21 protein-coding genes are annotated in these 21,759 nt (G+C 64.9%); 8 read left to right on the top strand and 13 right to left on the bottom strand.

Features of this window, described 5'->3' with window-relative positions; all coding sequences use genetic code 11:
* Positions 1 to 52: 52 nt before the first annotated feature.
* Together ABEJ63_RS09050 and ABEJ63_RS09045 are read right to left on the bottom strand one after the other, a co-directional pair.
* Positions 53 to 1,939 carry a hypothetical protein gene (locus ABEJ63_RS09050; RefSeq protein WP_375796038.1) on the bottom strand — a complete coding sequence of 629 codons (1,887 nt, stop codon included), beginning with the start codon at positions 1,937 to 1,939 and terminating at the stop codon, positions 53 to 55.
* Positions 1,940 to 2,637: 698 nt separating this feature from the next.
* Complete coding sequence (locus tag ABEJ63_RS09045) at positions 2,638 to 4,866, bottom strand: hypothetical protein (protein WP_375796037.1); 2,229 nt, start codon at positions 4,864 to 4,866, stop codon at positions 2,638 to 2,640.
* Between the two features lie 209 nt (positions 4,867 to 5,075).
* Between ABEJ63_RS09045 and ABEJ63_RS09040 the strand changes: the two genes are divergently transcribed.
* Positions 5,076 to 5,675, top strand: coding sequence for a hypothetical protein (locus ABEJ63_RS09040; RefSeq protein WP_375796036.1), 600 nt, complete (start codon positions 5,076 to 5,078; stop codon positions 5,673 to 5,675).
* Positions 5,676 to 5,718: 43 nt separating this feature from the next.
* The gene (locus tag ABEJ63_RS09035; RefSeq protein ID WP_375796035.1) at positions 5,719 to 7,140 is read left to right on the top strand and encodes an MATE family efflux transporter; all 1,422 of its coding nucleotides are present in this window, start codon (positions 5,719 to 5,721) and stop codon (positions 7,138 to 7,140) included.
* A gap of 6 nt (positions 7,141 to 7,146) precedes the next feature.
* On the opposite strand, the gene ABEJ63_RS09030 is transcribed toward ABEJ63_RS09035, so the two are convergent.
* Positions 7,147 to 7,338: a hypothetical protein gene (locus ABEJ63_RS09030; protein ID WP_375796034.1), complete on the bottom strand. Its 192-nt coding sequence runs from the start codon at positions 7,336 to 7,338 to the stop codon at positions 7,147 to 7,149.
* Positions 7,339 to 7,382: 44 nt separating this feature from the next.
* On the opposite strand from ABEJ63_RS09030, the gene ABEJ63_RS09025 reads away from it, so the two are divergent.
* Complete coding sequence (locus tag ABEJ63_RS09025) at positions 7,383 to 8,123, top strand: HAD family hydrolase (RefSeq protein WP_375796156.1); 741 nt, start codon at positions 7,383 to 7,385, stop codon at positions 8,121 to 8,123.
* Here the strand turns inward: ABEJ63_RS09025 and ABEJ63_RS09020 are convergent, their stop codons facing one another.
* Positions 8,124 to 9,044 carry an ArsA family ATPase gene (locus ABEJ63_RS09020; RefSeq protein ID WP_375796033.1) on the bottom strand — a complete coding sequence of 307 codons (921 nt, stop codon included), beginning with the start codon at positions 9,042 to 9,044 and terminating at the stop codon, positions 8,124 to 8,126.
* A 116-nt stretch (positions 9,045 to 9,160) separates the two neighbouring features.
* Between ABEJ63_RS09020 and ABEJ63_RS09015 the strand changes: the two genes are divergently transcribed.
* Both ABEJ63_RS09015 and ABEJ63_RS09010 read left to right on the top strand, forming a co-directional pair.
* Positions 9,161 to 10,753: a long-chain-fatty-acid--CoA ligase gene (locus tag ABEJ63_RS09015; protein WP_375796032.1), complete on the top strand. Its 1,593-nt coding sequence runs from the start codon at positions 9,161 to 9,163 to the stop codon at positions 10,751 to 10,753.
* A 55-nt stretch (positions 10,754 to 10,808) separates the two neighbouring features.
* On the top strand, positions 10,809 to 10,946 hold the full coding sequence (locus ABEJ63_RS09010; protein ID WP_375796031.1) for a hypothetical protein: 138 nt from the start codon (positions 10,809 to 10,811) through the stop codon (positions 10,944 to 10,946).
* On the opposite strand, the gene ABEJ63_RS09005 is transcribed toward ABEJ63_RS09010, so the two are convergent.
* Positions 10,943 to 13,252 (bottom strand): DEAD/DEAH box helicase, encoded by a 2,310-nt coding sequence (locus ABEJ63_RS09005; RefSeq protein WP_375796030.1) that lies wholly within the window; start codon positions 13,250 to 13,252, stop codon positions 10,943 to 10,945. The genes ABEJ63_RS09010 and ABEJ63_RS09005 overlap by 4 nt on opposite strands.
* A gap of 79 nt (positions 13,253 to 13,331) precedes the next feature.
* On the opposite strand from ABEJ63_RS09005, the gene ABEJ63_RS09000 reads away from it, so the two are divergent.
* Positions 13,332 to 13,712, top strand: coding sequence for a hypothetical protein (locus tag ABEJ63_RS09000; protein WP_375796029.1), 381 nt, complete (start codon positions 13,332 to 13,334; stop codon positions 13,710 to 13,712).
* Here the strand turns inward: ABEJ63_RS09000 and ABEJ63_RS08995 are convergent.
* The 3 genes from ABEJ63_RS08995 to glmU are packed head-to-tail and all read right to left on the bottom strand — an operon-like array spanning position 13,704 to position 16,032.
* Positions 13,704 to 13,892 (bottom strand): hypothetical protein, encoded by a 189-nt coding sequence (locus ABEJ63_RS08995; RefSeq protein WP_375796028.1) that lies wholly within the window; start codon positions 13,890 to 13,892, stop codon positions 13,704 to 13,706. The two genes, ABEJ63_RS09000 and ABEJ63_RS08995, sit on opposite strands and share 9 nt — an antisense overlap.
* A gap of 59 nt (positions 13,893 to 13,951) precedes the next feature.
* Positions 13,952 to 14,809, bottom strand: coding sequence for an SDR family oxidoreductase (locus ABEJ63_RS08990; protein WP_375796027.1), 858 nt, complete (start codon positions 14,807 to 14,809; stop codon positions 13,952 to 13,954).
* 38 nt (positions 14,810 to 14,847) lie between these two features.
* On the bottom strand, positions 14,848 to 16,032 hold the full coding sequence (gene glmU / locus ABEJ63_RS08985; protein ID WP_375796026.1) for a bifunctional sugar-1-phosphate nucleotidylyltransferase/acetyltransferase: 1,185 nt from the start codon (positions 16,030 to 16,032) through the stop codon (positions 14,848 to 14,850).
* 196 nt (positions 16,033 to 16,228) lie between these two features.
* On the opposite strand from glmU, the gene ABEJ63_RS08980 reads away from it, so the two are divergent.
* Positions 16,229 to 16,426 carry a XapX domain-containing protein gene (locus ABEJ63_RS08980; RefSeq protein ID WP_375796025.1) on the top strand — a complete coding sequence of 66 codons (198 nt, stop codon included), beginning with the start codon at positions 16,229 to 16,231 and terminating at the stop codon, positions 16,424 to 16,426.
* Positions 16,427 to 16,438: 12 nt separating this feature from the next.
* Here ABEJ63_RS08980 and ABEJ63_RS08975 read toward each other — a convergent pair whose 3' ends face one another.
* The 5 genes from ABEJ63_RS08975 to ABEJ63_RS08955 all read right to left on the bottom strand — a co-directional run bounded on the left by ABEJ63_RS08975 (position 16,439) and on the right by ABEJ63_RS08955 (position 21,099).
* Positions 16,439 to 18,271, bottom strand: coding sequence for an FAD-binding protein (locus tag ABEJ63_RS08975; protein WP_375796024.1), 1,833 nt, complete (start codon positions 18,269 to 18,271; stop codon positions 16,439 to 16,441).
* A gap of 48 nt (positions 18,272 to 18,319) precedes the next feature.
* Entirely contained in the window at positions 18,320 to 19,240 is a 921-nt protein-coding gene (locus ABEJ63_RS08970) for a succinate dehydrogenase/fumarate reductase iron-sulfur subunit (RefSeq protein ID WP_375796023.1), read from the bottom strand.
* Between the two features lie 3 nt (positions 19,241 to 19,243).
* Positions 19,244 to 19,609, bottom strand: coding sequence for a succinate dehydrogenase (locus ABEJ63_RS08965; protein WP_375796022.1), 366 nt, complete (start codon positions 19,607 to 19,609; stop codon positions 19,244 to 19,246).
* Positions 19,606 to 19,998 (bottom strand): succinate dehydrogenase, cytochrome b556 subunit, encoded by a 393-nt coding sequence (gene sdhC / locus ABEJ63_RS08960; RefSeq protein ID WP_375796021.1) that lies wholly within the window; start codon positions 19,996 to 19,998, stop codon positions 19,606 to 19,608. The genes ABEJ63_RS08965 and sdhC overlap by 4 nt, the downstream gene beginning before the upstream one ends.
* A gap of 87 nt (positions 19,999 to 20,085) precedes the next feature.
* Complete coding sequence (locus ABEJ63_RS08955; protein ID WP_375796020.1) at positions 20,086 to 21,099, bottom strand: succinylglutamate desuccinylase/aspartoacylase family protein; 1,014 nt, start codon at positions 21,097 to 21,099, stop codon at positions 20,086 to 20,088.
* Positions 21,100 to 21,171: 72 nt separating this feature from the next.
* On the opposite strand from ABEJ63_RS08955, the gene ABEJ63_RS08950 reads away from it, so the two are divergent.
* Positions 21,172 to 21,756: a DNA-3-methyladenine glycosylase family protein gene (locus ABEJ63_RS08950; RefSeq protein ID WP_375796019.1), complete on the top strand. Its 585-nt coding sequence runs from the start codon at positions 21,172 to 21,174 to the stop codon at positions 21,754 to 21,756.
* Positions 21,757 to 21,759 lie beyond the last annotated feature (3 nt).

Genomic DNA, 21,759 nt, shown 5'->3' with positions numbered 1-21,759 from the left:
AAGACGACAGGGTAACTTTTGTACTTCTATCTTAACAGCATTCAGCGGTGACTCAGGACCTCCACTTGGGGACCCCTCGGTCCTCTGTATCTGTCTGATCGAATAGCCATTCCTCTCCGGCAGCGTCATCACCTTGCTCCTCATCGTCTCCGAGGAATCCGGTGGAAAAGATGTCTTCACCGCGAAGTGAGTCGGGAGCGTCGTCTGTCCTGTAGACGGTATCAACCAGATGGTTAATATCTCCAGCAAGATCGTCACTCCACCGAAGGGAGAGCGTCGTAGCTGCCCGCTCATGATCGATGACGACCGGCAGAGTCACATCACTGAACAGGCGGTCCAGTTCGCGAGCGGACACAGTGAAGGTGTCAATCTCCCCTCCGGAGAGGTATTGATCGTCCGTTCCCACGGGAGACTGGAACAGCGTCCCAAGGTTGTACGCACGCGTCGGGTGGGTGTAGATAGTGGCCTCGATGGTGGCGCTGCCTGGAGTATCCGGAGGCGTTGGCGTAGTGCCAACCGGTCCGGGAGTGCCAAGCGTGTATGATGTCGGTGTCGCGGCGTTCGCGACGAGTGCTGTCGAGCCGTCGCCAACGACAGCGTATGATTCGCCGATGAGCGCGTCGGCCTCCAGCAATGACATCGCTTGGTCCAGTGGCCAACCAGCGTTCACCAGCCGAGCGATATGGCGCCCTATTTCGGTCGCGAGGCTATTGTGGACACGCTCGAGCGTCACAACACCACCGATAGCGCCAGCATCGACCAGTTTGCTCCCCTGCTTGAATGACCGACAGCCGTTAAGAATGAACGCGGTTGCACCAATCGTCTCGAGTGCCGCGAGGTCAAGGAAGCCGTCGCTGGCCTGTACTCCACGAGAATCGACGTGGCCGATATAGTGGAGGAGGTCTACATCTCGGCTGAACGCCTCCCGGAGCCCTGCGCAGGACACGTCTGTCTCGACGGCTGTAATCACGGGAAGCAACTCAAAAGATGCGTATGCCTCCTCAACATCTGTCTCCGCAATCATCTCGGGATCGTTACAGATGACCAGCACTTCGGCATTCGAACTCGCGTCAGCCCGGGCGGTCAACTGCTGCTCATATGACATGCGGGACGCTTTATTCGCCCCGATGGGGAACCCGTCTCCGACATACGATTGTACTGGGGTCGGGGCATCACGTATCCGGAACAGGTCATCGCGTGATACTGGCTCGCCGCCTGCTGGCGGTCCGTTCGACTCTTCGCGCCGCATAGTTTCGTCAATCCGTTCGGTTGCACCCGATTCGTGGCTCGTGGCTCCTGATTGACTGCCGGGAGTCGGTTCGGTATCGGGGTCGTAACATCGGATGCTGGCGAGGTCCGCAGTCAAGAACGGAAGGACCTCGACGCCCCGTTCGTCCGCGGGGATGTCTGCCGTATGTCGCCACTCGGGGGCAACCTCGGTGACCGGCTCGAATGGAAGGTTCAGGTACGTCGCTACCTGCTGGGCAACCGGCCGGTTGTACAGGGATTCCCAAGTCTCGTCGGTAGTGTCCAGAAGTCCGCTGACTGCCCGTCGCTCGGCGAGTGGCACCTCGTAGTACCCCTCGGTTCGGGCGAGACAGTCTAATGTGAAGATGTGCCGAAGCACTGCTCTGACTGTCGCTGAGAGTGACTCCCGGGCCGTCAGCGAAAAGTCCGCCCCGGCGTCCGTCCTCAGTCGAGGGGTACTACCGGGCTCAACGGTCGCACCGAGGTAGTATGCGAGTGGGGCGATGGTATACACCGAACGGAGCGACTCGGGTACCTCGATAGTGATGCCTGTTGACGGCGCTCGCTTGCCGTCTGGTATCTCGAGACTGTCGCCGAGCTCGAGTGCGGGCGGATGGCCACGGAGTGTCGGGTACGACCGCTCGCTTGAGAGGTCTTTTAGCGCGTTCCCAAACTCTGTGACAGCCTCCATCAACGGCTGTGGTTCGGCTGGTGTAGTAATCGTCCGGGCTGGTCGCTCGTGAAGTGAACGCGCACCCACGAACAGTGCATCACTCGTCGGAGCATGGAAGCGAATACCGTCGCCTAACGGCTCAACCTGGAGTACGTCCTGTGTCGCGAGGTAAACCTTCAGCGGTGTACTCCAGAGATCGGCAATAATCCAGCCGTCACGGCGAATCGTCGTTGGATTATTACTCGTACCTTGTACCGAAACGGCCCGGACCGTTTCAAGTGGCGTCGTGTCAGGAGCTCGAATTGAGGCCCCTTTCGCCTGCGGCGTAGTAAGCGTATCCGCGGGGACATGGGCGGTAGTATCCACAGGAAACGGCCACGGGATAGAAGTTCGCGCGACGGTTGATGGAGTCACCTTTTCTGGAGTTGCCAGTGGGTACTGAGCGTTGACCAATTGGTCGCGCAGCATGACGCCCGCCGCGTCATCGCGGCTTGTAATTACCGGGCGGTAGCGTGCCGGCGGGCGAGGCATATCGGACACGGGTCGTCCTGTCTTATGTGGGGCGGGAGGAAAAAATCATCCGGCCATGCTGGTTCAGCAGCAGCCATCCCATCCCTTCGTCGGGTTTCTACAACCCCACCCACTGGGTCACCAGGAACGATAGGGGATAATTGTGGCCCTCATAATCATCGTGTTACTCCAATATCTACGTGCAGTCACGAGAACCCACTGTTAGCGTCATCAGTTCCGTCGGTCCCGCTCGTTCTGTCGCCGTCTGCCTGGTTAAGCGTTGATAGGTTGCCAGCGAGGTCGTCACTCCACCGCAGCGAGAGCGCTGTCCCCCCCTGTTCCGTCTCGAGTTTTATTGGAAACTTCGCCTGAGTAAAGATGCCATCCACTTCCTCGGCCTCACGCACGAACGTGTCAATCTCGCCGCCTGACAGGTAGTAGTCGTCCGTCCCGGTTGGCGGCTGGTACAGCGAGCCGACATTGTACGAGCGTGTTGGGTGAGTGTAATATGTGAGTCGGATTCGATGACCGCTATCCACCGGCGCTATCACCGCTGAAGTGGGCGTCGCGGCGTTCGCGACGAGTTCCGTTGAGCCGTCGCCAACGACAGCGTATGATTCACCGATGAGCGCGTCGGCCTCCAGCAATGACATCGCTTGGTCCAGTGGCCAACCCACGTCAACGAGCCGAGCGATATGTCGCCCCATCTCCGTTGCGAGACTATTGTGGACACGCTTGAGGGTCACAACGCCACCAACGGCACCTGCTTCAACCAGTTTGCTCCCCTGTTTGAATGACCGACAGCCATTTAGAATAAACGCCGTCGCGCCCACCTTCTCGATAGCACCCACGTCCAAATAACCGTCAGCCGCCTGGAGGCCTCGGGAGTCGACGTGCCCAATATAATGGAGTAAATCGACGTCGCGGGATAGCACCTCTCGGAGCGCCGATTGTGACAGATTTGTCTTCACCTGAACACGTTTGGGCAGTAGTTCGAATGAGCCGTATTCCTCGCGTACGTCCCTCTCCGCGAGCATCTCCTCGTCGTTACAGATGACGAGCACCTCTGCTTGGGCGCCGGCGGTCGACCGTGCGGCCAACTGGCGTTCGTAGGAGGCCCGAGAGGCTTTGTTCGCGCCAATCGGGAACCCGTCGCCGACGTACGTCTGGACAGGCGTGTCAGCATCGCGGATGTGGAATAATTCGTCGCGGGACACCTCGCTACCTCGGTCCCGTGGTGCATCTGAGCGGGTCGTCAACTGGTCAAACGAACTGCGAACGGTTGTTGTCTCCAGCCCACGTACGAACTCGTCGATAGCGTCGGTCGCGTCTTCGCCGTGGGCTGCACTTGGGTCGATGTGTGCGGATCGCGTCGGCTGCTCCTCTGGGTCGTAACAGCGTATCGTGGCAAGGTCGGCAGTCAGAAACGGAAGCACCTCCACACCGGCCGGGCCGGCCGGCAAGTCGGCAGTGTGCCGCCACGTCGGCTGGACTGGCTCAACCTCTTCGAACGGCACCGACAGGTAGCTGTCAAGCTGTTCTGCGATGGGCTTGCCATATAGCGACGCGAACGTCTCATCTACCGACGAAAGGAGCCCGTCGACGGCCTGTCGCTCGGCCAGCGACACCGGGCAGTATCCACCTTCGGTGCGCACGAGACAGTCCATTGTGAACACGTGCCGAAGCAGGTCACGAACGGACTCTGCGAGGCTTCCATGTGCGGCCAGCGGATACGACACCCCGGTGGTGGTCGTCAGTCGCGGCTTTGTCCCCGGCTCAACTGTCGCCCCGAGATAGTACGCCAGCGGCGCCACGGTATAGACGGCCCGGAGCGACTCGGGAATCTCGATGGTAACGCCCGTCTTCGGCGCCCGAGGACCGTCTGGAATGTCGAGTTCATCGCCCAAATCCAGTGTTGGTGGATGGCCCCGAAGCGTCGGAAACGACCGCTCACACGAGAGAGTCTTCAGCGCGCTCCCGAATTCCGAGACGGCCCGCATGAGCGGACGAGGATCCGCAGGCGTTGTGATAGTCCGGGCCGGTTGCTCGTGCAGCGAGCGGGCACCGAGATACAGGTGAGCAGAGTCGACGGCCTGAATGTCCGCGCCATCAGCCTGTGATTTGACGGATAGTCCGCCCTTTGCGGCGATAAACAGCTTCAATGGCGTACTCCACAGTTCGGCTACAAGCCAGCCGTCGCTGTGGACAGTCTCGCTGCCTGTCCCGATTGTGACCGTAGCACAGGAGGTGCCGTCGGGCGTGCGCACCGAGACGCACATCGACTGTGGCGTCGTGACGCGGTCCGTTGTCACCTCTGTGGCGGTCTCGACCGGGAACGGCCACAGTACCGTCTCGCGATCCACCTCGCGTGTCGTGACCTTACCCGGCGTCTCGAGGTAGTAATGCGCGTTGGCAAGCTGATCACGAACCTCCACGCCGGCACCGGACGGACGCGAGCGTATCTGCGGCCGGTATCGTTCGGGCAGACGGGGCGGTTGGCGCACGGGTTGAGAGTCTGGTTGGACCGGGGGAGTCAAAAACACGCCGGCGGCCGAGCGAGCCACATCAGGTACCGTGCCCTCCTGATAGCCCGACCATGTTCGGCACTGTGGTCTGAATGGCTACCCACATAGTCCCGAATGGTATGCGAGCATCCACAGCTCAAGATGTCCGTCGTCGGCTCCGGCCGCTCGTCGCCGAACTCGACCAATGGGGGAACGTCCGACTCACCGAGACGGAGAGCGATTGCGTCCGCCGGTACGCCGTGACGGTATCCTACCAGCGCGACCGGACAGGGCCGTTCACGGTGCCGGAGCCGCTTGTCCGGTTTGCGGCTGACTACCGCTGTTTCCTCGTGGTCGAGGACCGGGATGACCGGACGGCGGTCACCCTCGATGACGGGACGCTCGAGCAGCACACGATGCCCGACCGGGCCCGCGGCCACCGCGCGCTCGAACGGGCCATCGCCGACGAGTTCGCCGTCGATCCGCGCACGGCAAGGCGACTGGCGGAGTCGTTCGACTCACTGGCAGCCATCCGACGGGCGTCGCGGGCTGAACTGGAGTCGGTCGACGGCGTCGATACCCAGCGGGCCTCGACGGTGCTGCACCGCCACAGCCCGGCGCTGACGGCTGCGCTCGCCGGCGGCCGGGGCGCTGTCGCCGCCGTACAGGACGATGAGGGAGTGTTACGGCTCCCCGACGAACTCGACACCCAATCCGTCTCGCGGGCGGCCACAGACTGAGGCGAATCGACAACGGCTAAATCCCCGCGGCCGTGCTGGTGACGTGTCCCGGCTGCGCCGTCTTGTGGCCGCGCTCGCCAGCCTGCTCGCCCGCTGGCACGTCATCGAGGAGCAGCGATTCCGCGCTACCGTCGAGCTGGCCTGGCCCCGTGTCCTCACCGGCTTCGCCATCATGTCAAAGCGAACGGTGGACCTCGCGATTGTGGGCGTTGCCGTCGGCGCGGAGGCCGTCGCAGGACTGAGCGTCGCCAATGGCTTCTGGACCGTCGGGAAATTCGCCTTTATCGGGCTCGCTGGCGGCACCATCTCGCTTGTTTCGCAGAACTACGGCGGCGATGAGCCTGGCCGAGCGGCTGGTGTCGTGGCAGCGAGTCTGCTGGTGGCGCTGGCCGCGTCTGTTCCCGTGGCGTTGCTGTTCGGACTGGGGGCCAGCCCGCTGGTCGGACTCGTCGGTGGGACCCAGACCGTCACCGCCTTCGGCGCAAGTTACCTCGCCGTCGTCGCGCCGGGACTGGTCTTCGAGGCACTCAACCTCGTCGCCTCGCGAGCCTATGCCGGGGTCGGCGACACGCTGACCCCCATGGCCATTCGCGCGACCGGAGCGCTGCTCAACGTCGCGCTGTCTGCGTCGCTCGTGTTCGGGCTTGGATTCGGCGTTGTCGGAGCCGCGCTCGGCACCACCATCTCGACGGCTGTCGTCGCCGGCATCTTCGCATGGGGGATGACCGGCCGGTCGTATGCCGGCCGTGGGGCGAGCCCAATCCCGGTGACACGCGGGACTCGCCCAGACACGGGGCTCATCCGGCAACTACTGTCCGTGTCGACACCGCTTGTCGCCCGCCGGGTCGCACAGGGCCTTGCTATCTTCCCGCTCTTGGCGGTGGCAGCAACCTTCGGCTCCGTGGCGCTGGCGGCGCTGGGCGTCGCCAGACAGGTGCGCCAACTGCTCGGCAGTTTCACCTGGGGCTTCTCCATCGCAGCGTCAACGCTCGTCGGGCAGGCGCTCGGTGCCGCCGAAGAGACGGTCGCCGTCGCCTACGGTCGTGATATAACGAAACTGTCGCTGGTCGTCTACGTGGCAGCGGCTGCGTTCGTCGTGGCCGTCTCACGGCCACTTGCAGCAATCTTCGTCGACGAAGGGGTTGTGCTGACGGCACTGTTCGTCGCGAGTGCGGCCGTCAGCGCGGTACCGCTCGGCGTGGATGCGTCGCTCACTGGCACGCTTCGGGGCGCCGGCGACACCCGAGTGCCGTTTCTGGCGACGCTCGGGGGGCTATACCTCGTTGCACTCCCCGTGGCGTACCTCGGGACGGTGACATCGCTGGGCGTGCCGGCACTCCCGCTCGCGCTTGTCGTCGAGACGACGGCACCGCTCGTGGTGAACGCCGCCCGCTTCCGCTCGCGGACGTGGCTTGCGGTGAGCCGTGCTTACCGGCCCGGCAGCGAGACGGATCCAGGCGACTGAGTCAGCTCAGCCGCCGAACCCGTACGTATCGACGGTCCAGCGGTGGCCACATTGCTCGCAGACATAGCGCCGCTCGACGACAGCCTCGGCGCACTCGCGTGGTTGCTCGCCGAGCCGTCGTGTCCCGGCCCCAGTCATGCAGTTGGGACATTCCTTGTCTGTTGTACCGCTCCCCGCTGTGTCTCCCGTCTGACTCATCAAACCTGTATATGTGACAGCGGGCTATCGACGTGGTGCCGAACATGAGAGGCTCGGCGACGGCCCAGTACCGGCAGTGGGTGCCGCGACCCGACCGTTCGGGACCGTTCATCGCGTACCCCGTGAGCGTGTCCGGCTACGACGGCGTCCTCTTTGACCACGACGGCGTGCTCGTCGAACTGTGTAGCGAGTCTGTGCTCCACGCGGCGACCCGCCAGGCATTCCGAGACGTGGGCGTGACGGCCCCCTCACAAGAAGATATCGCAGCACTCGCCATTCGCGTCTCACCGGAGCAACTCACCGCCGTCGCCGACCGATACGATGTCAACGCGGATCGGCTCTGGGAACGTCGGGAGGCCCACATCGAGCGCCGACTCCGTGCAGAGACGCGCGCCGGCCGGAAAGCCCCCCACGAGGATGTCGACGCGCTGGCGGCGCTGTCGCTTCCGCTCGGTGTCGTGAGCAACAACCAGACGCGCATCGTCGAGTTCGTCCTCAACTACCACGGACTAGCGGACCGTTTCGGAACCATTCATGCCCGCGAACCGACACGCCAGAGCCTCCACCGCAAGAAACCAGCCCCGTGGCACGTAGAGCAGGCTGTCGCCGCACTTGACTGTACAGATCCGCTGTACGTTGGCGACAGCGAAAGCGATGTCCGGGCGGGCCAGCGGGCTGGAATCGATGTCGCGTTCCTCCGGCGAGACCACAACAATGACAGGCGACTCGACGTCTCCCCGACCTACGATATCGAGAGTCTGCGACGGCTCGCAACACTGGTGTGATTAGCCGCTCGTGCCCGAGAGGTGTCGGGCAACCCGACGAAGCGCACCATCGGCATCCGGTGTCTCGAGCAGAGGTACCGTCACCACCGGCGGGTCGAACTGCTCGCGAGCGGTCGAGAGTATTGCCTGCTGACGGTCTCGGCGGGCCGTGCAGAGCGAACACGACTCATCGATATCTGTGAGCACGCGGTTCGCCACCACCCGGTCGACCGTGACATCGTGATCGGCGAGTCTGTCGACCAGCCGCTCGGTCTCACGCAGCGACAGCCGCGCCGGCTCCATCACTGGCCGGAAGCGCGTCCGCTCGCCGTCTCGGAGCGTCCGCGCCACCCGTTCCAGCCGGCTCCGAGCCGCCTCGAGATCAACGCCACCTCCCGAGTCGCCACCGAACAGGCCCGCCACCGCCGCTGTGGCGCCGCTCAGTCGCGACCGCACGCGCAACGCGGTGCCCAGCGTCGAGTCGAGCAAATCTGGTAGCCGGAGTAATCGGAGCGTATGGCCCGTCGGCGCCGTGTCGAACACCACTCGCTCCCAGTCCTCATCGGTCGCATAGCGGTCGAACAGATCGACGGCGGCAAGCTCGTCGCTCCCGATGGCCGCGCCGACATCGAGCGAGTCGGTATCGGGCAGTTCCACACCCACCCGCTCGAGGCCTGCGACGGCCGCGTCCACAGTCTCGGCGTACGCATCAAACCGAGCGCCCGGGTCGACCTCGACGGCGTACAGCGGGGCGGCTTCGTGCACCTGGGTTGGCTCGGCGGCCACGTCCGTCTCGAAGAGGTCAGACAGCGAGTCGGCAGGGTCAGTGGAGACGACCAATGTCCGGGCGCCCCGACGTGCGAAGCCGAGGGCGGCCGCCGACGCGCACGTCGTCTTGCCGACACCGCCCTTTCCGCCATAGAGCAGGAGTTCCGGCATCATGTCGATGTGAGGGCCGGAGCCGCCTCAGTCGCGGCCCATCAAACTGCGGGAATGACGATGCCTAGCGTGTACGCTTTTTGTCGAGGCGGGCAGAGACCTCGTGTGAGGCGATACCGATGAACGTACCAATGCTGACGACCGACTTCCTCGACCGGGGGGTCGAACTGTATGACGACGTGACCGGGGTGATTGCAGACGACGGGACAGAGTACACGTACGCCGAGTTTGGCGAACGGGTCGACCGCCTCTCGAACGCGCTGCTCGACATGGGGTTAGAGCAGGGGGACAAGGTGGCGCTCGTCTCGGGGAACACCCACTATTTCCTCGAGACGCAGTTTGCTGTCCAGCAGCTCGGGATGGTGTTTGTCCCCATCAACTACCGGCTCATCGCCGACGAGTACGAGTACATCCTCAACGACTGTGACGCGAAAGTGGTCGTTGCCGACCACGCGTACGCCGACGAGATTCAGCCTATCCGTGAGTCGGTGCCGGCAGACACGTTCGTGGGGTACGGCGCTGACCGCATCGAGGGCGATTGGCACGAGTACGAGGATGTCCTGCAGTCGGGTGCGCCCGAGTCGCCCGAGCGCCCGGATATCGCCGAAGACGACGATGCGACGATCAACTACACCTCTGGGACGACGGGCGACCCGAAGGGAGTTGTCCGCACACACCGGACGGAACACGTCCACGCGCTCATCCTCGCGCACCACATGGAGTTGGTCGACGATGACACCTACCTGTGGACGCTGCCGATGTTCCACTGCAACGGGTGGGGCCACACCTATGCTGTGACGGGACTCGGCGCGACACACGTCTGCCAGCGGGCGTTTGATGCCGCCGACACGTTCGCAACCATCCGCGAGCACGACGTCTCGTATCTCTGTGGCGCACCGACGGTCATCAACCGGCTCATCGAGGAGTACGAGCGGAACGAGCCCGAGACGACCGGTGATCGCCCGGTGCGCATCACGACCGCCGGCTCACCGCCGCCGAAGGCCCAGATCGAACAGGTCGAAGACCAGTTCGGCTGGAAACTCATCCAGATATATGGGCTGACGGAGACTGCCCCACTCATCACCACCTCCAACTCGAACCGCCGCATCGCGCAGACCGACCGTGCGGCCGACCTGAAGGTCCGACAGGGATCGGCGACACTGTCGACCCAGATTCGAGTCGTCGACGAGGACGGCGAGGATGTCCCACAGGATGACGAGACGATGGGTGAAGTGGTCGTGAAGGGCAACCAGGTGATGGACCGGTATCTCAACAAACCCGAAATCACCCACGACGCGTTCAACGAGCGCGTCGAGGGGTGGTTCCACACCGGCGATGTCGCGACGGTCGACGAGGACGGCATGATCCAGATCAAGGACCGCCGGAAAGACATCATTATCACGGGCGGGGAGAACGTCTCCTCGATCGAGGTAGAAGACACGCTGTACGACCACCCGGATGTCCAGAAGGCAGCCGTCGTCGGCACCCCCGACGACGACCTCGGCGAGAAGGTGACGGCTATCGTCGTCGAGAAGGACGACGCCGACCTCACGGCAGCGGAGATCGAGCAGTTCGCTCGCGAGCGGATGGCGAACTACAAGATTCCCCGTCGCATCGAGTTCGAAGACGACCTGCCGGAGACGGCGACCGGCAAAGTCCAGAAGTACGAGATTCGCGAGGAATACTGGGAGGGCGAGTCGCGGCGCATCTGAACTCGGCACTGCGCCGGATAGATACTTTCTTATCCGGGTGTCGGCGAGTGTCGATATGAGCAGTCACGTCGTGTTCGCGCTGATCGCACTCGTTGTGGTCGTGCTGATTCTGTTCGGCGTCGCCTGTGTCCACTATCTCGGGGGCATTCTTAGCGAGGTCGACGAGGAAGACGACCACGGCACCAGTCATTAGGTCAGTTCGTCGAGCAGGACGGTCGCCAGCTCCTTGTCAAGCGGTGAGTTTGCGTTCCCGCAGTGGGGCGATTGGACACAGGCCGGACAGCCGGCCTCGCAGGAACATGCCGTCAGCATCGACAGCGTCCGCCGGAGGTGTTGTTCGATGTCCTCGTAGGCCCGCCGAGTGAGGCCCACCCCGCCGGGATAGCCGTCGTAAACGAATATTGTCGCCTGCCCAGTGTGTGGGTGCAGCGGCGTCGAGAGCCCACCGACGTCGCCGCGGTCGCAGACGAGCGCCGCCGGGAGCATCCCGATGAGGGCGTGTTCGGCCGCGTGGATGCCGCCAGGGAGGTCACCGCCCTCGCGGAGCCGCTGGTCAAGATCCGCTGGGACGGTAAAATAGAGCCCACGCGTCTCCAGTGTTGTCTCCGGGAGAGCCAGCGACTCCTCGCCCAGCGTCTCGCCCGTGCGGGCGTCCCGCCGCTGGAAGCCGGTAATCTGCTCGCGCATCGTAATCTCCGCGAACCGGACCGGCACCGCTGGCCGGGCTTCGAGCGTCGTGTCCCGGCGGTCCCGCTCGACAATGATCTCCTTCTCGCGGAGCGTCCGTGTGTAGTAGTCGGCCCATGTCGGCTCTAGCTCCGCGATGCCATGCTCGAGATCCAGCTCGACCACCTCGTAGGTCTGCCCCTGGTGGTGGTACACCGCGCCGGGATGGGCGTCCCGGAGGCCATCCGCGAACGGGAGACTGGCGATCGTCTCGCCATCCCGACGGTCCCGCAGCTGAATCTCCCGATCGGAGACGGTTCGCAGGCTCATCTCGTGCTGTGGAGACCCATCCCCACCGTCGACCCAGCGAGTCCCGTCGCGCGTCGACCGCCGGTCGAGCAGCCCCTGCGACTCGAGATGCGTGACGAGATCGGGAAACGCCTCGCCGAAGTGGCGCTTGTCTTCGGGCTTCAGCCATGTCTCTCTGGCCGCTGCCCGGACGTGGTCAGGCAGCAGCTGATCGTTCGCAGGGTCCGCGACCGCCCGTTCAGGGTCACCGTCGAAGAATGCAGCCGGGTTGCGGACAAAATACTGGTCGAGTTGGTCTTCTCCAGCGACGACAACCACCAGCGAGGGGTCTGCACCTCGGCCGGCCCGGCCGGCCTGCTGGAATGCCTGCATCCGCGTCCCGGGGTAGCCGTCGAGCAGAACACAGTCCAGCCCGCCGATGTCGACCCCCAACTCGAGGGCGTTCGTCGACCAAACGCCACGGATCGCCCCCGACTTGAGCCCCGCCTCGATATCGCTGCGCCGGTCGTCCGGCAGCGCGGCCTGGTAGGCGGTCACCGCCTCGGCTGTCTCGTGGTCGCCGCGCTCGCGGAGCCTCCGGGCCGACTTCTCAGCGTACCGCTCCGCGGTCTGCCGGGAGCCGGTGAAGACGACCGTCTGGTGGCCCCGCGCCAGCAGGTCACAGAACAGCCGTTCCGTCTCCACGTGCGAAGAGCGGCGCCGCGACCCGTCGCCGCGCGGCTCGTCGTATTCCGGCGGATTCCACCACAGCCAGTGGGTCGGCCCTGATGCAGACGCATCCGTATCAACAAGCGTGAACGTCTCCGGGTCACGCCCAACCACTGTCGCCGCATGGTCGATTGGATTGCTGATCGTCGCCGAACAGCAGACGTACTGTGGATCGGCGCCGAACCGCTCACACACCCGCTCTAGCCGGCGGAACAGCAGAGCGACGTGACTACCGAACACACCGCGGTATGCGTGCACTTCGTCGATGATGACGGTCTCGAGCCGCTCGAAAAAATACTCCCACAGCCGGTGCGCGTGTGGAAGTACCCCGTAGTGGAGCATGTCCGGCGTCGACAGCAGGACCGTCGGCTGGCGCTCGCGCACCTGCTCTTTTTCGGTGCGAGACAGCCGCCCGGTGTACTCGTCGACGGTAACTCGCGAGCCAAAGCCGAGGCCGTCCGCGAGGTCCGACAGTGTCGCGCGCTGGTCCTCGATGAGCGCGACCTGCGGCCCGACGTAGAGGGTCGTGCCGGTGTGATCTAGCGCTCGCTCGAACGCGGGGACGGTATACGCCAGCGACTTCCCCGAAGCAGTCGGCGTTGCGAGCACGACGTTCTGGCCGGCTCTGAGCGCCTCGATCGCCGTCGCCTGGTGGTCGTACAGGCTGGTGATGCCGTGGTCGGCCAGCGCGCGTGCCAGCCGGTCGTTCATGTCGAGGTCACGCGTCGTCGCCGGCTGACCGGGTACCCGCCGGTGGTCCGTCACCTGTCCCTCGTAATAGGGGCGGTCCCGCAATGCGGCGACGGTTTCGTCCACGCGATTCGTTGGTCCGGCGACCCCAAGACTCCGTCGGGCGAGGCCGAGAGCGTTTGTGACCGCAGGCCCTCGTCCGCACATGCGCGACCGGCGGGCCGAGCGGCGCATCGAGGAGTACTGGAGCTGGCTCGCAGCCGCGCTGTTCCTGCTCGTCACGGTCGACATGGTGACGACTGTCTTTGCCGCCCGCGTCCATGGAGTCGGTGCGGAGGCGAATCCGCTCGTGCGGGCAGCTCTCCGACGAGGGCCGACGGCACTCGCGGTAGTCAATCTCGTGGCGGTGGTCCTTGTCGCCGGCCTCTTTTACGGGCTAGTCGAGTTGCTGCGAGCCATGCGACCCCGCTATCGGCGGCCGTTCGCTGTCCTGCTGGAAGTGTTCATGGGGCTGCTGTTGACCGCCGGACTCGCCATCTTCGCAAACAACCTCGCAGTCATTCTGCTGGGTTCGTCGCTACTGTGAACGGTCCCACTCGTCGCGACACGTCGCGTCACAGAAGTGTGCCGTCTGCACCTCGCCGTCGGCAATCCACGTGACTACCTTTCGGTCAGGGACGTCGGCGAGCGACGCCCCGCATACCCGGCAATTTGGCGCGTCCTCGGGGGAGAGATCTTCCGCGAGGTCGGACGTGGGGTCTTCCATCGCCGAAACGTTCACGCCCGCCCACTTAGCCGTACGCACGGCGGCGAAACCCGCGGGAGTTAGGCCGGGCGCTCGAAGTCAGGGTCGAACAGTCGTGCAGATATCGGCTCCGGGTCACCGTCGGTGAGGTTGTACGCCGACAGATCTGTGACGTCGGCCGCCGCAAGCAGCTCCTCGTCGTAGAAGCTATGGCCGGTACACTCGGCGGGATCGCGTGCCAGGAGTGCCAGCACGGCGTCGGCGACCACCGCTGGCGACCGCCAGTCATCTTCGGTGCCGAGCCCGAAATACCGGGTCGCACGCGTGTCGATGGCCGTCACCGGCCAGAATGTGTTGCACCCGACGTCTGCGTCCGCGAGTTCCTCGGCCAGCGACAGCGTCAGGAACGACATCCCCAGTTTCGTCCACGCGTACGGTGCTTTCCCCGGCGCCCGGTCGGTCGTCACCGGCGGGGCGTTCGCCAGCAGCCACGCGTCATCGACATCTGCGAGGTGGTCGGCAAACGCCCGCGACACGAGGTGGGTGCCTCGAACGTTCACCTCCGTCAATAGGTCGAACCGGTCGGCCGGCAGCTCCGCCACAGGAGCCAACTGGATGGCACTCGCGTTGTTGATGACGATATCCACCTCGCCAAAGTGGTCGATGGCCTCCTCGACGGCTGCCTCGACCGCGGATGTATCACGCACGTCGAGTTCGATCGCGTGGGCCTGGACGCCCCGCTCGCGAACCTCGCGGGCGGTCTGCTCGATAGTGCCCTCCAGCGGCGTCTCGTCGACGGTATCGTCGGTCGTCTTCCCAGTCGAGACGATGTTGCAGCCGCAGTCTGCCAGCGAGAGCGCCAGTTGCTTGCCGATACCGCGGGTCGTGCCGGTGACGAACGCCGTCGAGCCGGTGAGGTCGGGGCGAGCGAGACTCACGGCGGGGGTTCGGCCGACCGGGCCATAATCCCCCGGCTCTACCGGTCGCGCGTGACCGCCTCGCCGGGGGTCGTCGTCGCGCCGGCCGACAGGACCACCCCCGCGTTCAGTGACGTGTTCACCGCGGTGCGTACCTCTGGCCCTGCGACGACGCCGAACTTGCGGCGCCCGGTCGAGACGCGCTCACCTTTCACCTGTATCTTCACATCCGCGCCGTCGTGTCTGAGATTCGCCACCTGCGTCCCTGCCCCCAGATTCACCGACTCGCCGAGCAGGCTGTCGCCGACGTACGAGAGGTGCGGGACGTGTGTGCCGGCCATCACGACCGAGTTCTTCACCTCGACGCCGTTGCCGACGTGGGTGTCCTCGCCGAGCAGCGTGGCTCCCCGAACATAGGCGTTCGGCCCTACCTCGGCGTCGGCGCCGACGTAGGCTGGTCCCTCAATCACGACGCCTGCGTCGATCGTTGCGCCGGCCTCGACCACCACCGACCCTCGAAGGTCGGCGTCTTCGTGGACATCGCCGTCCACTCGCGGGTCGAGTTCCGCAAGCTTCCACTCGTTGGCGGCCAGCAACTCCCACGGCCGACCGACGCCGAGCCACCGCTCGACCGGAACAGCCGTCACCTCGTGGGTCGTGACGACCCGCTCCAGCACGTCTGTTATCTCGTACTCGCCTCGTTCAGACCGCTCGACTTCCGTCAGCCAGTCGGCCGCCTGGGCAGGGAAATGATAGGCACCGACGTTGACGCGGGTGCTCGGTGGCTCGTCGGGTTTCTCGACGACATCCGTCACCACCCTATCCGACAGCGAGAACACACCGTATGGACGCGGGTCGGCGACCTCATATGCGCCCACGGCTGGACACGTCTCGAACAGCGTCGCCAGGGCCTGAGGGTCGTAGAGATCGTCGCCATTCAACACGACGAAATCGTCAGTGAGCTGTTCGCGGGCGGCGGCGGCCGCGTGTGCGGTGCCGAGCTGCTCGCGCTGGCGGGCGTACGTCACGGGCACCCCCTGATATGTGTCGCCGAAGTGCTCGCGAACCCGGTCGGCTCGATAACCAACAACGAACACCAGTCGGTCGGCGCCCGCGGCGACGGCTGCGTCGGCGGTGTGTGCCACGAGGGGGCGATCCGCCACCGGAAGCATCGGCTTCGGAACGGTCTCCGTCAGCGGGCGCATCCGGGTTCCCTGCCCAGCGGCGAGGATAACGGCCTGCATACCGGCGCCTGACCGGCCACGCCGAAAGGCGTACCGCTTGGTTGGGGCCAGTGTCGCTACCGGGGCCGCGGCCGCACGCCCTCGGCGCGACTGCCAGTGACTGCTCGACAGACTAGCCAGGAGGCGGTCGCGATACCCTGCTTGACTGGTCGTGCGAGACAAAAGCGGTTATCACCGACACCCGCCTCCCGGCGGTATGGTGAACATCGAGATTTCGATTCTTGCGCTCCTGACGGGGATTGTCGTTGGTGTGTTATTCGCGTACGTGCAGGTGCCAATCCCGGCACCAGCAACGCTACCAGGGGTGCTCGGCGTCGCCGGCATCTATCTCGGATTCAAGCTGGTCGAGTGGGCCGGCGTCGGTGTGGACCTGCTGGGTGCTCTCGGCCTCTGAAGGGAACGGCGGTCAGTAGCTGCGAATCTTCGGCTCGTAGGTCTTCTCTTTCCCTTCGAGAATGACGTCCGTGTAGAACAGCTCTGGGTCGCCGTCGTTCCAGGAGACCATCGTGTGCTTGAGCCACTCGTCGTCCTTGCGCTCCTGGTGCTCCTTGCGCCAGTGGGCACCGCGGAACTCATCGCGAGCGAGCGCCCCGAGCGTGATGGTCTCGGCGACGTCGATGAGGTTGCGCGTCTCGATGGTGTGGATGAGATCGGTGTTGAACGTCCGTGATGGGTCGGCGACGGAGACGTTCTGGTACCGCTCCCGACAGTCGCGGATGGCCTCCAGTGCCTGCTGAAGTCCCTCCTTCTCGCGGAACACGTTGACGAACTGCGTCATCGCGTCCTGGAGGTCGGACCGAATCTCGGCGTGATTGACGCCGTCACGCTCCATCAGCGTCTCGACGCGCTGGCGCTGGCGCTCCAGGGTGGCCTCAACGACCGCCTCGGCGTCCGTCGCCAGGGCGCCACCGTCGGCGACCGCGTCGGGGTCCGTCCCTTCCAGTGCTCCTGGCGAGACGGGCGTGTCGAGGTCCGTCTCCGTCTCCATGCGGGCGCTTGGCCCGGTCGGAATCTGCGCCTCGCCCATGTCTCGGCCCGCGGCGTTGTAGCCGGCGCGGGCGCCGAAGACGATGAGTTCCGGCAGCGCGTTGCCGCCCAGCCGGTTGGACCCGTGGACCGAGACACACGCACATTCGCCGGCGGCGTACAGTCCCGACACACACGTCTCGCCGGTCTCGTTGGTCTCGATGCCGCCCATGTGGTAGTGCTGGCCGGGCTTGACCGGCATCGGTTCCTCGAGCCCGTCGACGCCCTCGAAGTCTTCTGCAAGGTGGAGGATGTTCTCGAGTCGGTCGACGATGCGCTCCTCGCCGAGATGCCGCATGTCGAGGTCGACGTACTCGTCGTTGACGCCGCGGCCCTCGTTCACTTCCGTCAACTCGGCCCGCGCGACAACGTCACGCGAGGCGAGTTCGCCATCGTTCTTCGCGTAGCCACGCTCGAACAAGAACCGCTCACCCTCTGCGTTGTAGAGGATGCCCCCCTCACCACGGACGCCCTCCGAGATGAGCACGCCCGTGCTCGGGAGAGTCGTCGGGTGGAACTGGACGAACTCGGGGTCCTCGACGGGGACGCCAGCGCGATAGGCCATCGCCAGCCCGTCGCCGGTGTTGGCGACCGCGTTGGTCGTGTGGTCGAACGCCTGGCCGTCGCCGCCCGTCGCCAGCACCACGCCGTCAGCCTTGAAGCCGACCAGGTCACCGCTTTTGATGTCGTAGGCGACACAGCCGTGACACTCCCGCTCCTCGGGGTCGGGATGGTCGGTGACCGCGAGGTCCATCACGTAGAACTCGTCGTAGACGGTGATGCCTCGCTTGACCACCTGTTCGTACATGGTGTGGAGCAGGTGATGGCCGGTCTCCGCGCCTGCGTAGGTGGTCCGCGGGAACGAGAGCCCGCCGAACGGCCGCTGGGAGACACGACCGTCGTCCTCTCGCGAGAAGGGCATCCCCCAGTGTTCCAGCTGGATGGTCTCCTCAGGACTGGTCTCACAGAGGGTCTCGATAGCCGGCGCGTCGCCGAGATAGTCCGAGCCCTTCATCGTGTCGTACGCGTGGTCCATCGGGTCGTCGCCGTCACGCAGGGCCGCGTTAATCCCACCCTCCGCCGCGCCGGTGTGCGAGCGGACGGGGTGGAGCTTCGTGACGATGGCGACGTCAGCGCCCTCCTCCTCGGCCGCGATAGCTGCCCGGAGGCCGGCGCCGCCGCCGCCGACAACGATAACGTCGTGTTCGTGCATTGTGGCTTGGTCGTGTTTGGGGTTGTAGTGTCTTAGGGCTGTTGCGCGCTACCAGAATTTCAGGTTCTTCTTGACCGCTTCGCGCTTCAGCGCCTGGATGTGCTCGGTCAGCGGGATATCCTTCGGACACACCTCGGTACAGGAGAACTGGGTCTGACACCGCCAGACGCCGTTCTCCTGTTCGATGATGTTGAGCCGGTGTTCGGTGAGATCCTCGCCCTCGCGTTCGTCCATCGCGAACCGGTAGGCCTTGTTGATGGCCGCCGGGCCGAGATACTCGTTGTTGCCTGCCGCGATGTTACACGAGGACATGCAGGCACCACACCAGATACACCGGGTCGACATCTTGATCTGCTCGCGGTTCTCCCGGGATTGTCGCTGCTCTTCGAGCCCGTCGGGGGTGTCCTCGTCCTGGAAGTACGGCTCGACGGCCTCCATCTGGTCGTAGAAGTGCTCCATATCGACGACGAGATCCTTCACCACGTCGGCGTGGGGAAGCGGCTCAATCCGAACGGTCTCCGGGATACCCTCGTCTGCGAGGTCCGCCACCTGTGTCTTGCACCCGAGCCGCTGTTTCCCGTTGACGAACAGCGCGTCCGAGCCACAGACTGCCTGTCGACAGGAGTGGCGGAACGTGAGCGAGGAGTCGTAGTGGTCCCGCGCCCACATCAGCGCGTCTAACACGGTCATCCCCTTGGCAAACGGGACGGTGAACGAGTCGAACCGCGGTTCCTCCTTCTCGGGCACCTCCGGGTCGTAGCGGAACACCTTCAGCTCCACCGTCCGGTCGGCATCTCTGACGGCCTCACGGGCACGCCGCTGGGCCTCGCGGTTGGCCGCGTCCAACTCCTTCTTGTCCATCCGCGCCTGCTGGTAGGCGCTCTCGCCGGCGGCGCGGGCCGCGCCGACCGCCTGCGTCTCGCTGTCCGATTCCTCCTCCTCGTCGGGCTTGGTGATGCCTGTGCTCATGGTTCAGATAACCCCCGCCATGACGAGCGAGAGACGGACGATCTGGACGGCCAACAGCAGCCCCGCAAACACGAGGCCGTACTTGACCGCGGTCTGGGCCGTCCCGTCGATACCCTGGTTCACGAGAGCGTTGTAGACGCCGTTGACGCCGTGGAACGTCGCCGTCAACCCGAATGCGACCATCGTGATGAAGTAGCCGGCCGTCTGCATCCGCATCTGCGTGCCGGCAAACGTCACCTCGGCGGCGTGGTTGACGAAGTGCAACAGCATGAAGTGAAACGCCAGCACGACGACGAGGAACGCCGCCGTGAGCCGCTGGAGCAGCCAGCGAGTCCCCTTGCGCTCGAATGAGGAGTAGCGTTGGCTCATAGTGCCCCCGCGAGGAATGTCGGTACGCTCGCGACCACGATGGCGCCGGTCAGGATGAGCGACGCGTAGAAGCTGCGGTCCTGTGACTCGAGTCCGATGCCGAGGTCGACGAGCAGCAGCCGGACGCCGTTGAGGATGTGGAAGACGGCGACCGCAAGCAGCCCGACCTCGAGGAAGCGGACGATGAGAAGCGCCTCCAGCTCCTGTATCGTGGCGGTGTACACCTCGGGCCCGGACATCGCCGTCGAAAGCACGGCGATGTGGGTGAACAGGTAGCCGATGAGGACCCAGCCGGTGAACTTGTGGAAGATCCACGCCCACATCCCGGCGGAGAACTCCGTCCACCGACCGAAGTCCTCGATGAGGCCCCGGTCGTACGATTGGCTCATGCGTCTGTCTGTCAGGGCCGCCCAGACATAGTAGTTACCTTCTGGCCGCCGACCAAGCGGCCGTCGAATCGCCGCGCCCTCTGGCGGTCAGGGCCCGGTATCGCTCTGTCGACGTTTCAACGCACGCCGGGGCGACGGCGCGAGTTCCAGCAGATGCGCAAGCGGGTTCCCCGGGTAGACGAGCGGGTTTTCCGTCACCCCCACGAGCACGCCTGTGAACGGGGCTCGCATCACTTCGGTAGCCTCGTCGAACGGGTCCGTGATTGTGCACACCCGTTCGCCGGCCTCGATGAGCGCCCCCCGGTCGTGGTGCATCTCGACGAGTCCGCCGGCCTCCGCCCGCAGCCATGTCCCGTCGTCAGCGTCAACGACAGCCCGCCAGCCGGGCCAGGCCACTGCCTCTGTCGACCGGAGGCCAAACTCACAGAGCACGGAGAGTACTCCTGCGAGCGCCCGGTCGATAAGCGACCGCTGGAAACGATGGGCCTCTCCCATCTCGACGGTGACCGTCGGCGTCCCAGCCGACGTCGCCTCGTGGCGCAGCGACCCCGACGGCCCCTCTCCGTTGATGACGAGATTCGACGCGAAGGCGTTGGCCAAGCGACTGACGCGCCGGTGGGACATGTCTGCCCGGACGTGGAGCATGTTCGTCCGCCCCCGGGTTGAGGTGTGGAAATCGATGCCGAAGTCACAGGGAGACAGAAAGTTGCGGAACAGTTCGTGGGCGATTCGCTTGGCGCTTGTCGAATCTGGGTCACCCGGAAAGGCCCGGTTGAGATCGCGGTCATAGACGGGGAGATACCGTTCCTGCGCGAGGAAGCCGGGCACGTTCAGGACAGGCAGACAGACGAGCGTTCCCGCCAACTCGGTGTGGTCCCACTCATGGGCCACCTCGCGGACCACCTCAATACCATTGAGTTCGTCGCCGTGGGCCGCTGCCGAGAGAAAGGCCGTCGGTCCGTCCCGCTCGCCGTTGACCACCGTGACCGGCACCCGCACCTGGTCACCGAGGTACGACTCCGAGACCGCGTACCGGAGGTTCTGCGTCTCCCCGGGGGGGACCTTCCCGCCGTCGTAGGTGAAGCCGCCGGCCATGGTCACGCACGTGGGCTAACGCCCCATAGCCGTGTCGCCGGTCGTCAACGCTTAGTCGCCCCGTCCCGGCGGCCGGGTATGGACGACCCACAGGACCCATATGAACTGCTCCGGTCGGACCCTCAACTCGCGCCGCTCGTCACCGAGCACGGCGAACTTACACTCGACCCGGCCGACGACCCGTTTGCACGACTCGTCGTCGCCGTCTGCAATCAGCAGCTCTCGCAGGCGTCGGCGGCGGCCATCGAGCAGCGCCTGTTCGACCGCTTCGATATCACGCCGGCGGGGCTGCTCGAAGCCGACCAGGCGGCGCTCCGGGAAGCGGGCCTGTCCAGCCAGAAAGTCGAGTACGTTCGCAATATTGCGACGGCGTTCCGCGATGGTGACCTCTCCGTCGAGCGGCTCCGCGCGATGGACGATGATGCGGTCCGAGCGGCGCTTACTGACATCACGGGTGTCGGCCCGTGGACCGCCGATATCTTCCTCATCTTCGTGCTTGCACGAGAGGACGTGTTCCCGGTCGGCGACCTCGGTATCCGGAAGGGGATGGCCGCGCTGTACGGCTTCGAGGAAGAGGACCGCGAGGGGATGCGCGAACACGCCCGCCGATGGGCGCCCTACCGGTCGTACGCCAGCAGATATCTCTGGCGGGCCACGGACTGACGT

This window comes from Halosegnis sp., from assembly GCF_042216475.1.
In the GTDB taxonomy this organism is placed as follows: domain Archaea; phylum Halobacteriota; class Halobacteria; order Halobacteriales; family Haloarculaceae; genus Halosegnis.
This window is presented reverse-complemented; position numbering and strand designations above follow the sequence as displayed.

What these genes read in the sequence shown, in the direction of transcription:
- ABEJ63_RS09000 (WP_375796029.1), top strand. Translation starts at nt 13,332, where the DNA reads ATGCGCGACCGGCGGGCCGAGCGGCGCATCGAGGAGTACTGGAGCTGG.
- ABEJ63_RS09010 (WP_375796031.1), top strand. Translation starts at nt 10,809, where the DNA reads ATGAGCAGTCACGTCGTGTTCGCGCTGATCGCACTCGTTGTGGTCGTG.
- ABEJ63_RS09040 (WP_375796036.1), top strand. Translation starts at nt 5,076, where the DNA reads ATGCGAGCATCCACAGCTCAAGATGTCCGTCGTCGGCTCCGGCCGCTC.
- ABEJ63_RS09015 (WP_375796032.1), top strand. Translation starts at nt 9,161, where the DNA reads ATGAACGTACCAATGCTGACGACCGACTTCCTCGACCGGGGGGTCGAA.
- ABEJ63_RS08970 (WP_375796023.1), bottom strand. Translation starts at nt 19,240, where the DNA reads ATGAGCACAGGCATCACCAAGCCCGACGAGGAGGAGGAATCGGACAGC.
- ABEJ63_RS08995 (WP_375796028.1), bottom strand. Translation starts at nt 13,892, where the DNA reads ATGGAAGACCCCACGTCCGACCTCGCGGAAGATCTCTCCCCCGAGGAC.
- glmU (WP_375796026.1), bottom strand. Translation starts at nt 16,032, where the DNA reads ATGCAGGCCGTTATCCTCGCCGCTGGGCAGGGAACCCGGATGCGCCCG.
- ABEJ63_RS09025 (WP_375796156.1), top strand. Translation starts at nt 7,383, where the DNA reads ATGAGAGGCTCGGCGACGGCCCAGTACCGGCAGTGGGTGCCGCGACCC.
- sdhC (WP_375796021.1), bottom strand. Translation starts at nt 19,998, where the DNA reads ATGAGCCAATCGTACGACCGGGGCCTCATCGAGGACTTCGGTCGGTGG.
- ABEJ63_RS09030 (WP_375796034.1), bottom strand. Translation starts at nt 7,338, where the DNA reads ATGAGTCAGACGGGAGACACAGCGGGGAGCGGTACAACAGACAAGGAA.
- ABEJ63_RS09020 (WP_375796033.1), bottom strand. Translation starts at nt 9,044, where the DNA reads ATGATGCCGGAACTCCTGCTCTATGGCGGAAAGGGCGGTGTCGGCAAG.
- ABEJ63_RS08975 (WP_375796024.1), bottom strand. Translation starts at nt 18,271, where the DNA reads ATGCACGAACACGACGTTATCGTTGTCGGCGGCGGCGGCGCCGGCCTC.
- ABEJ63_RS08950 (WP_375796019.1), top strand. Translation starts at nt 21,172, where the DNA reads ATGGACGACCCACAGGACCCATATGAACTGCTCCGGTCGGACCCTCAA.
- ABEJ63_RS09050 (WP_375796038.1), bottom strand. Translation starts at nt 1,939, where the DNA reads ATGGAGGCTGTCACAGAGTTTGGGAACGCGCTAAAAGACCTCTCAAGC.
- ABEJ63_RS08965 (WP_375796022.1), bottom strand. Translation starts at nt 19,609, where the DNA reads ATGAGCCAACGCTACTCCTCATTCGAGCGCAAGGGGACTCGCTGGCTG.
- ABEJ63_RS08980 (WP_375796025.1), top strand. Translation starts at nt 16,229, where the DNA reads ATGGTGAACATCGAGATTTCGATTCTTGCGCTCCTGACGGGGATTGTC.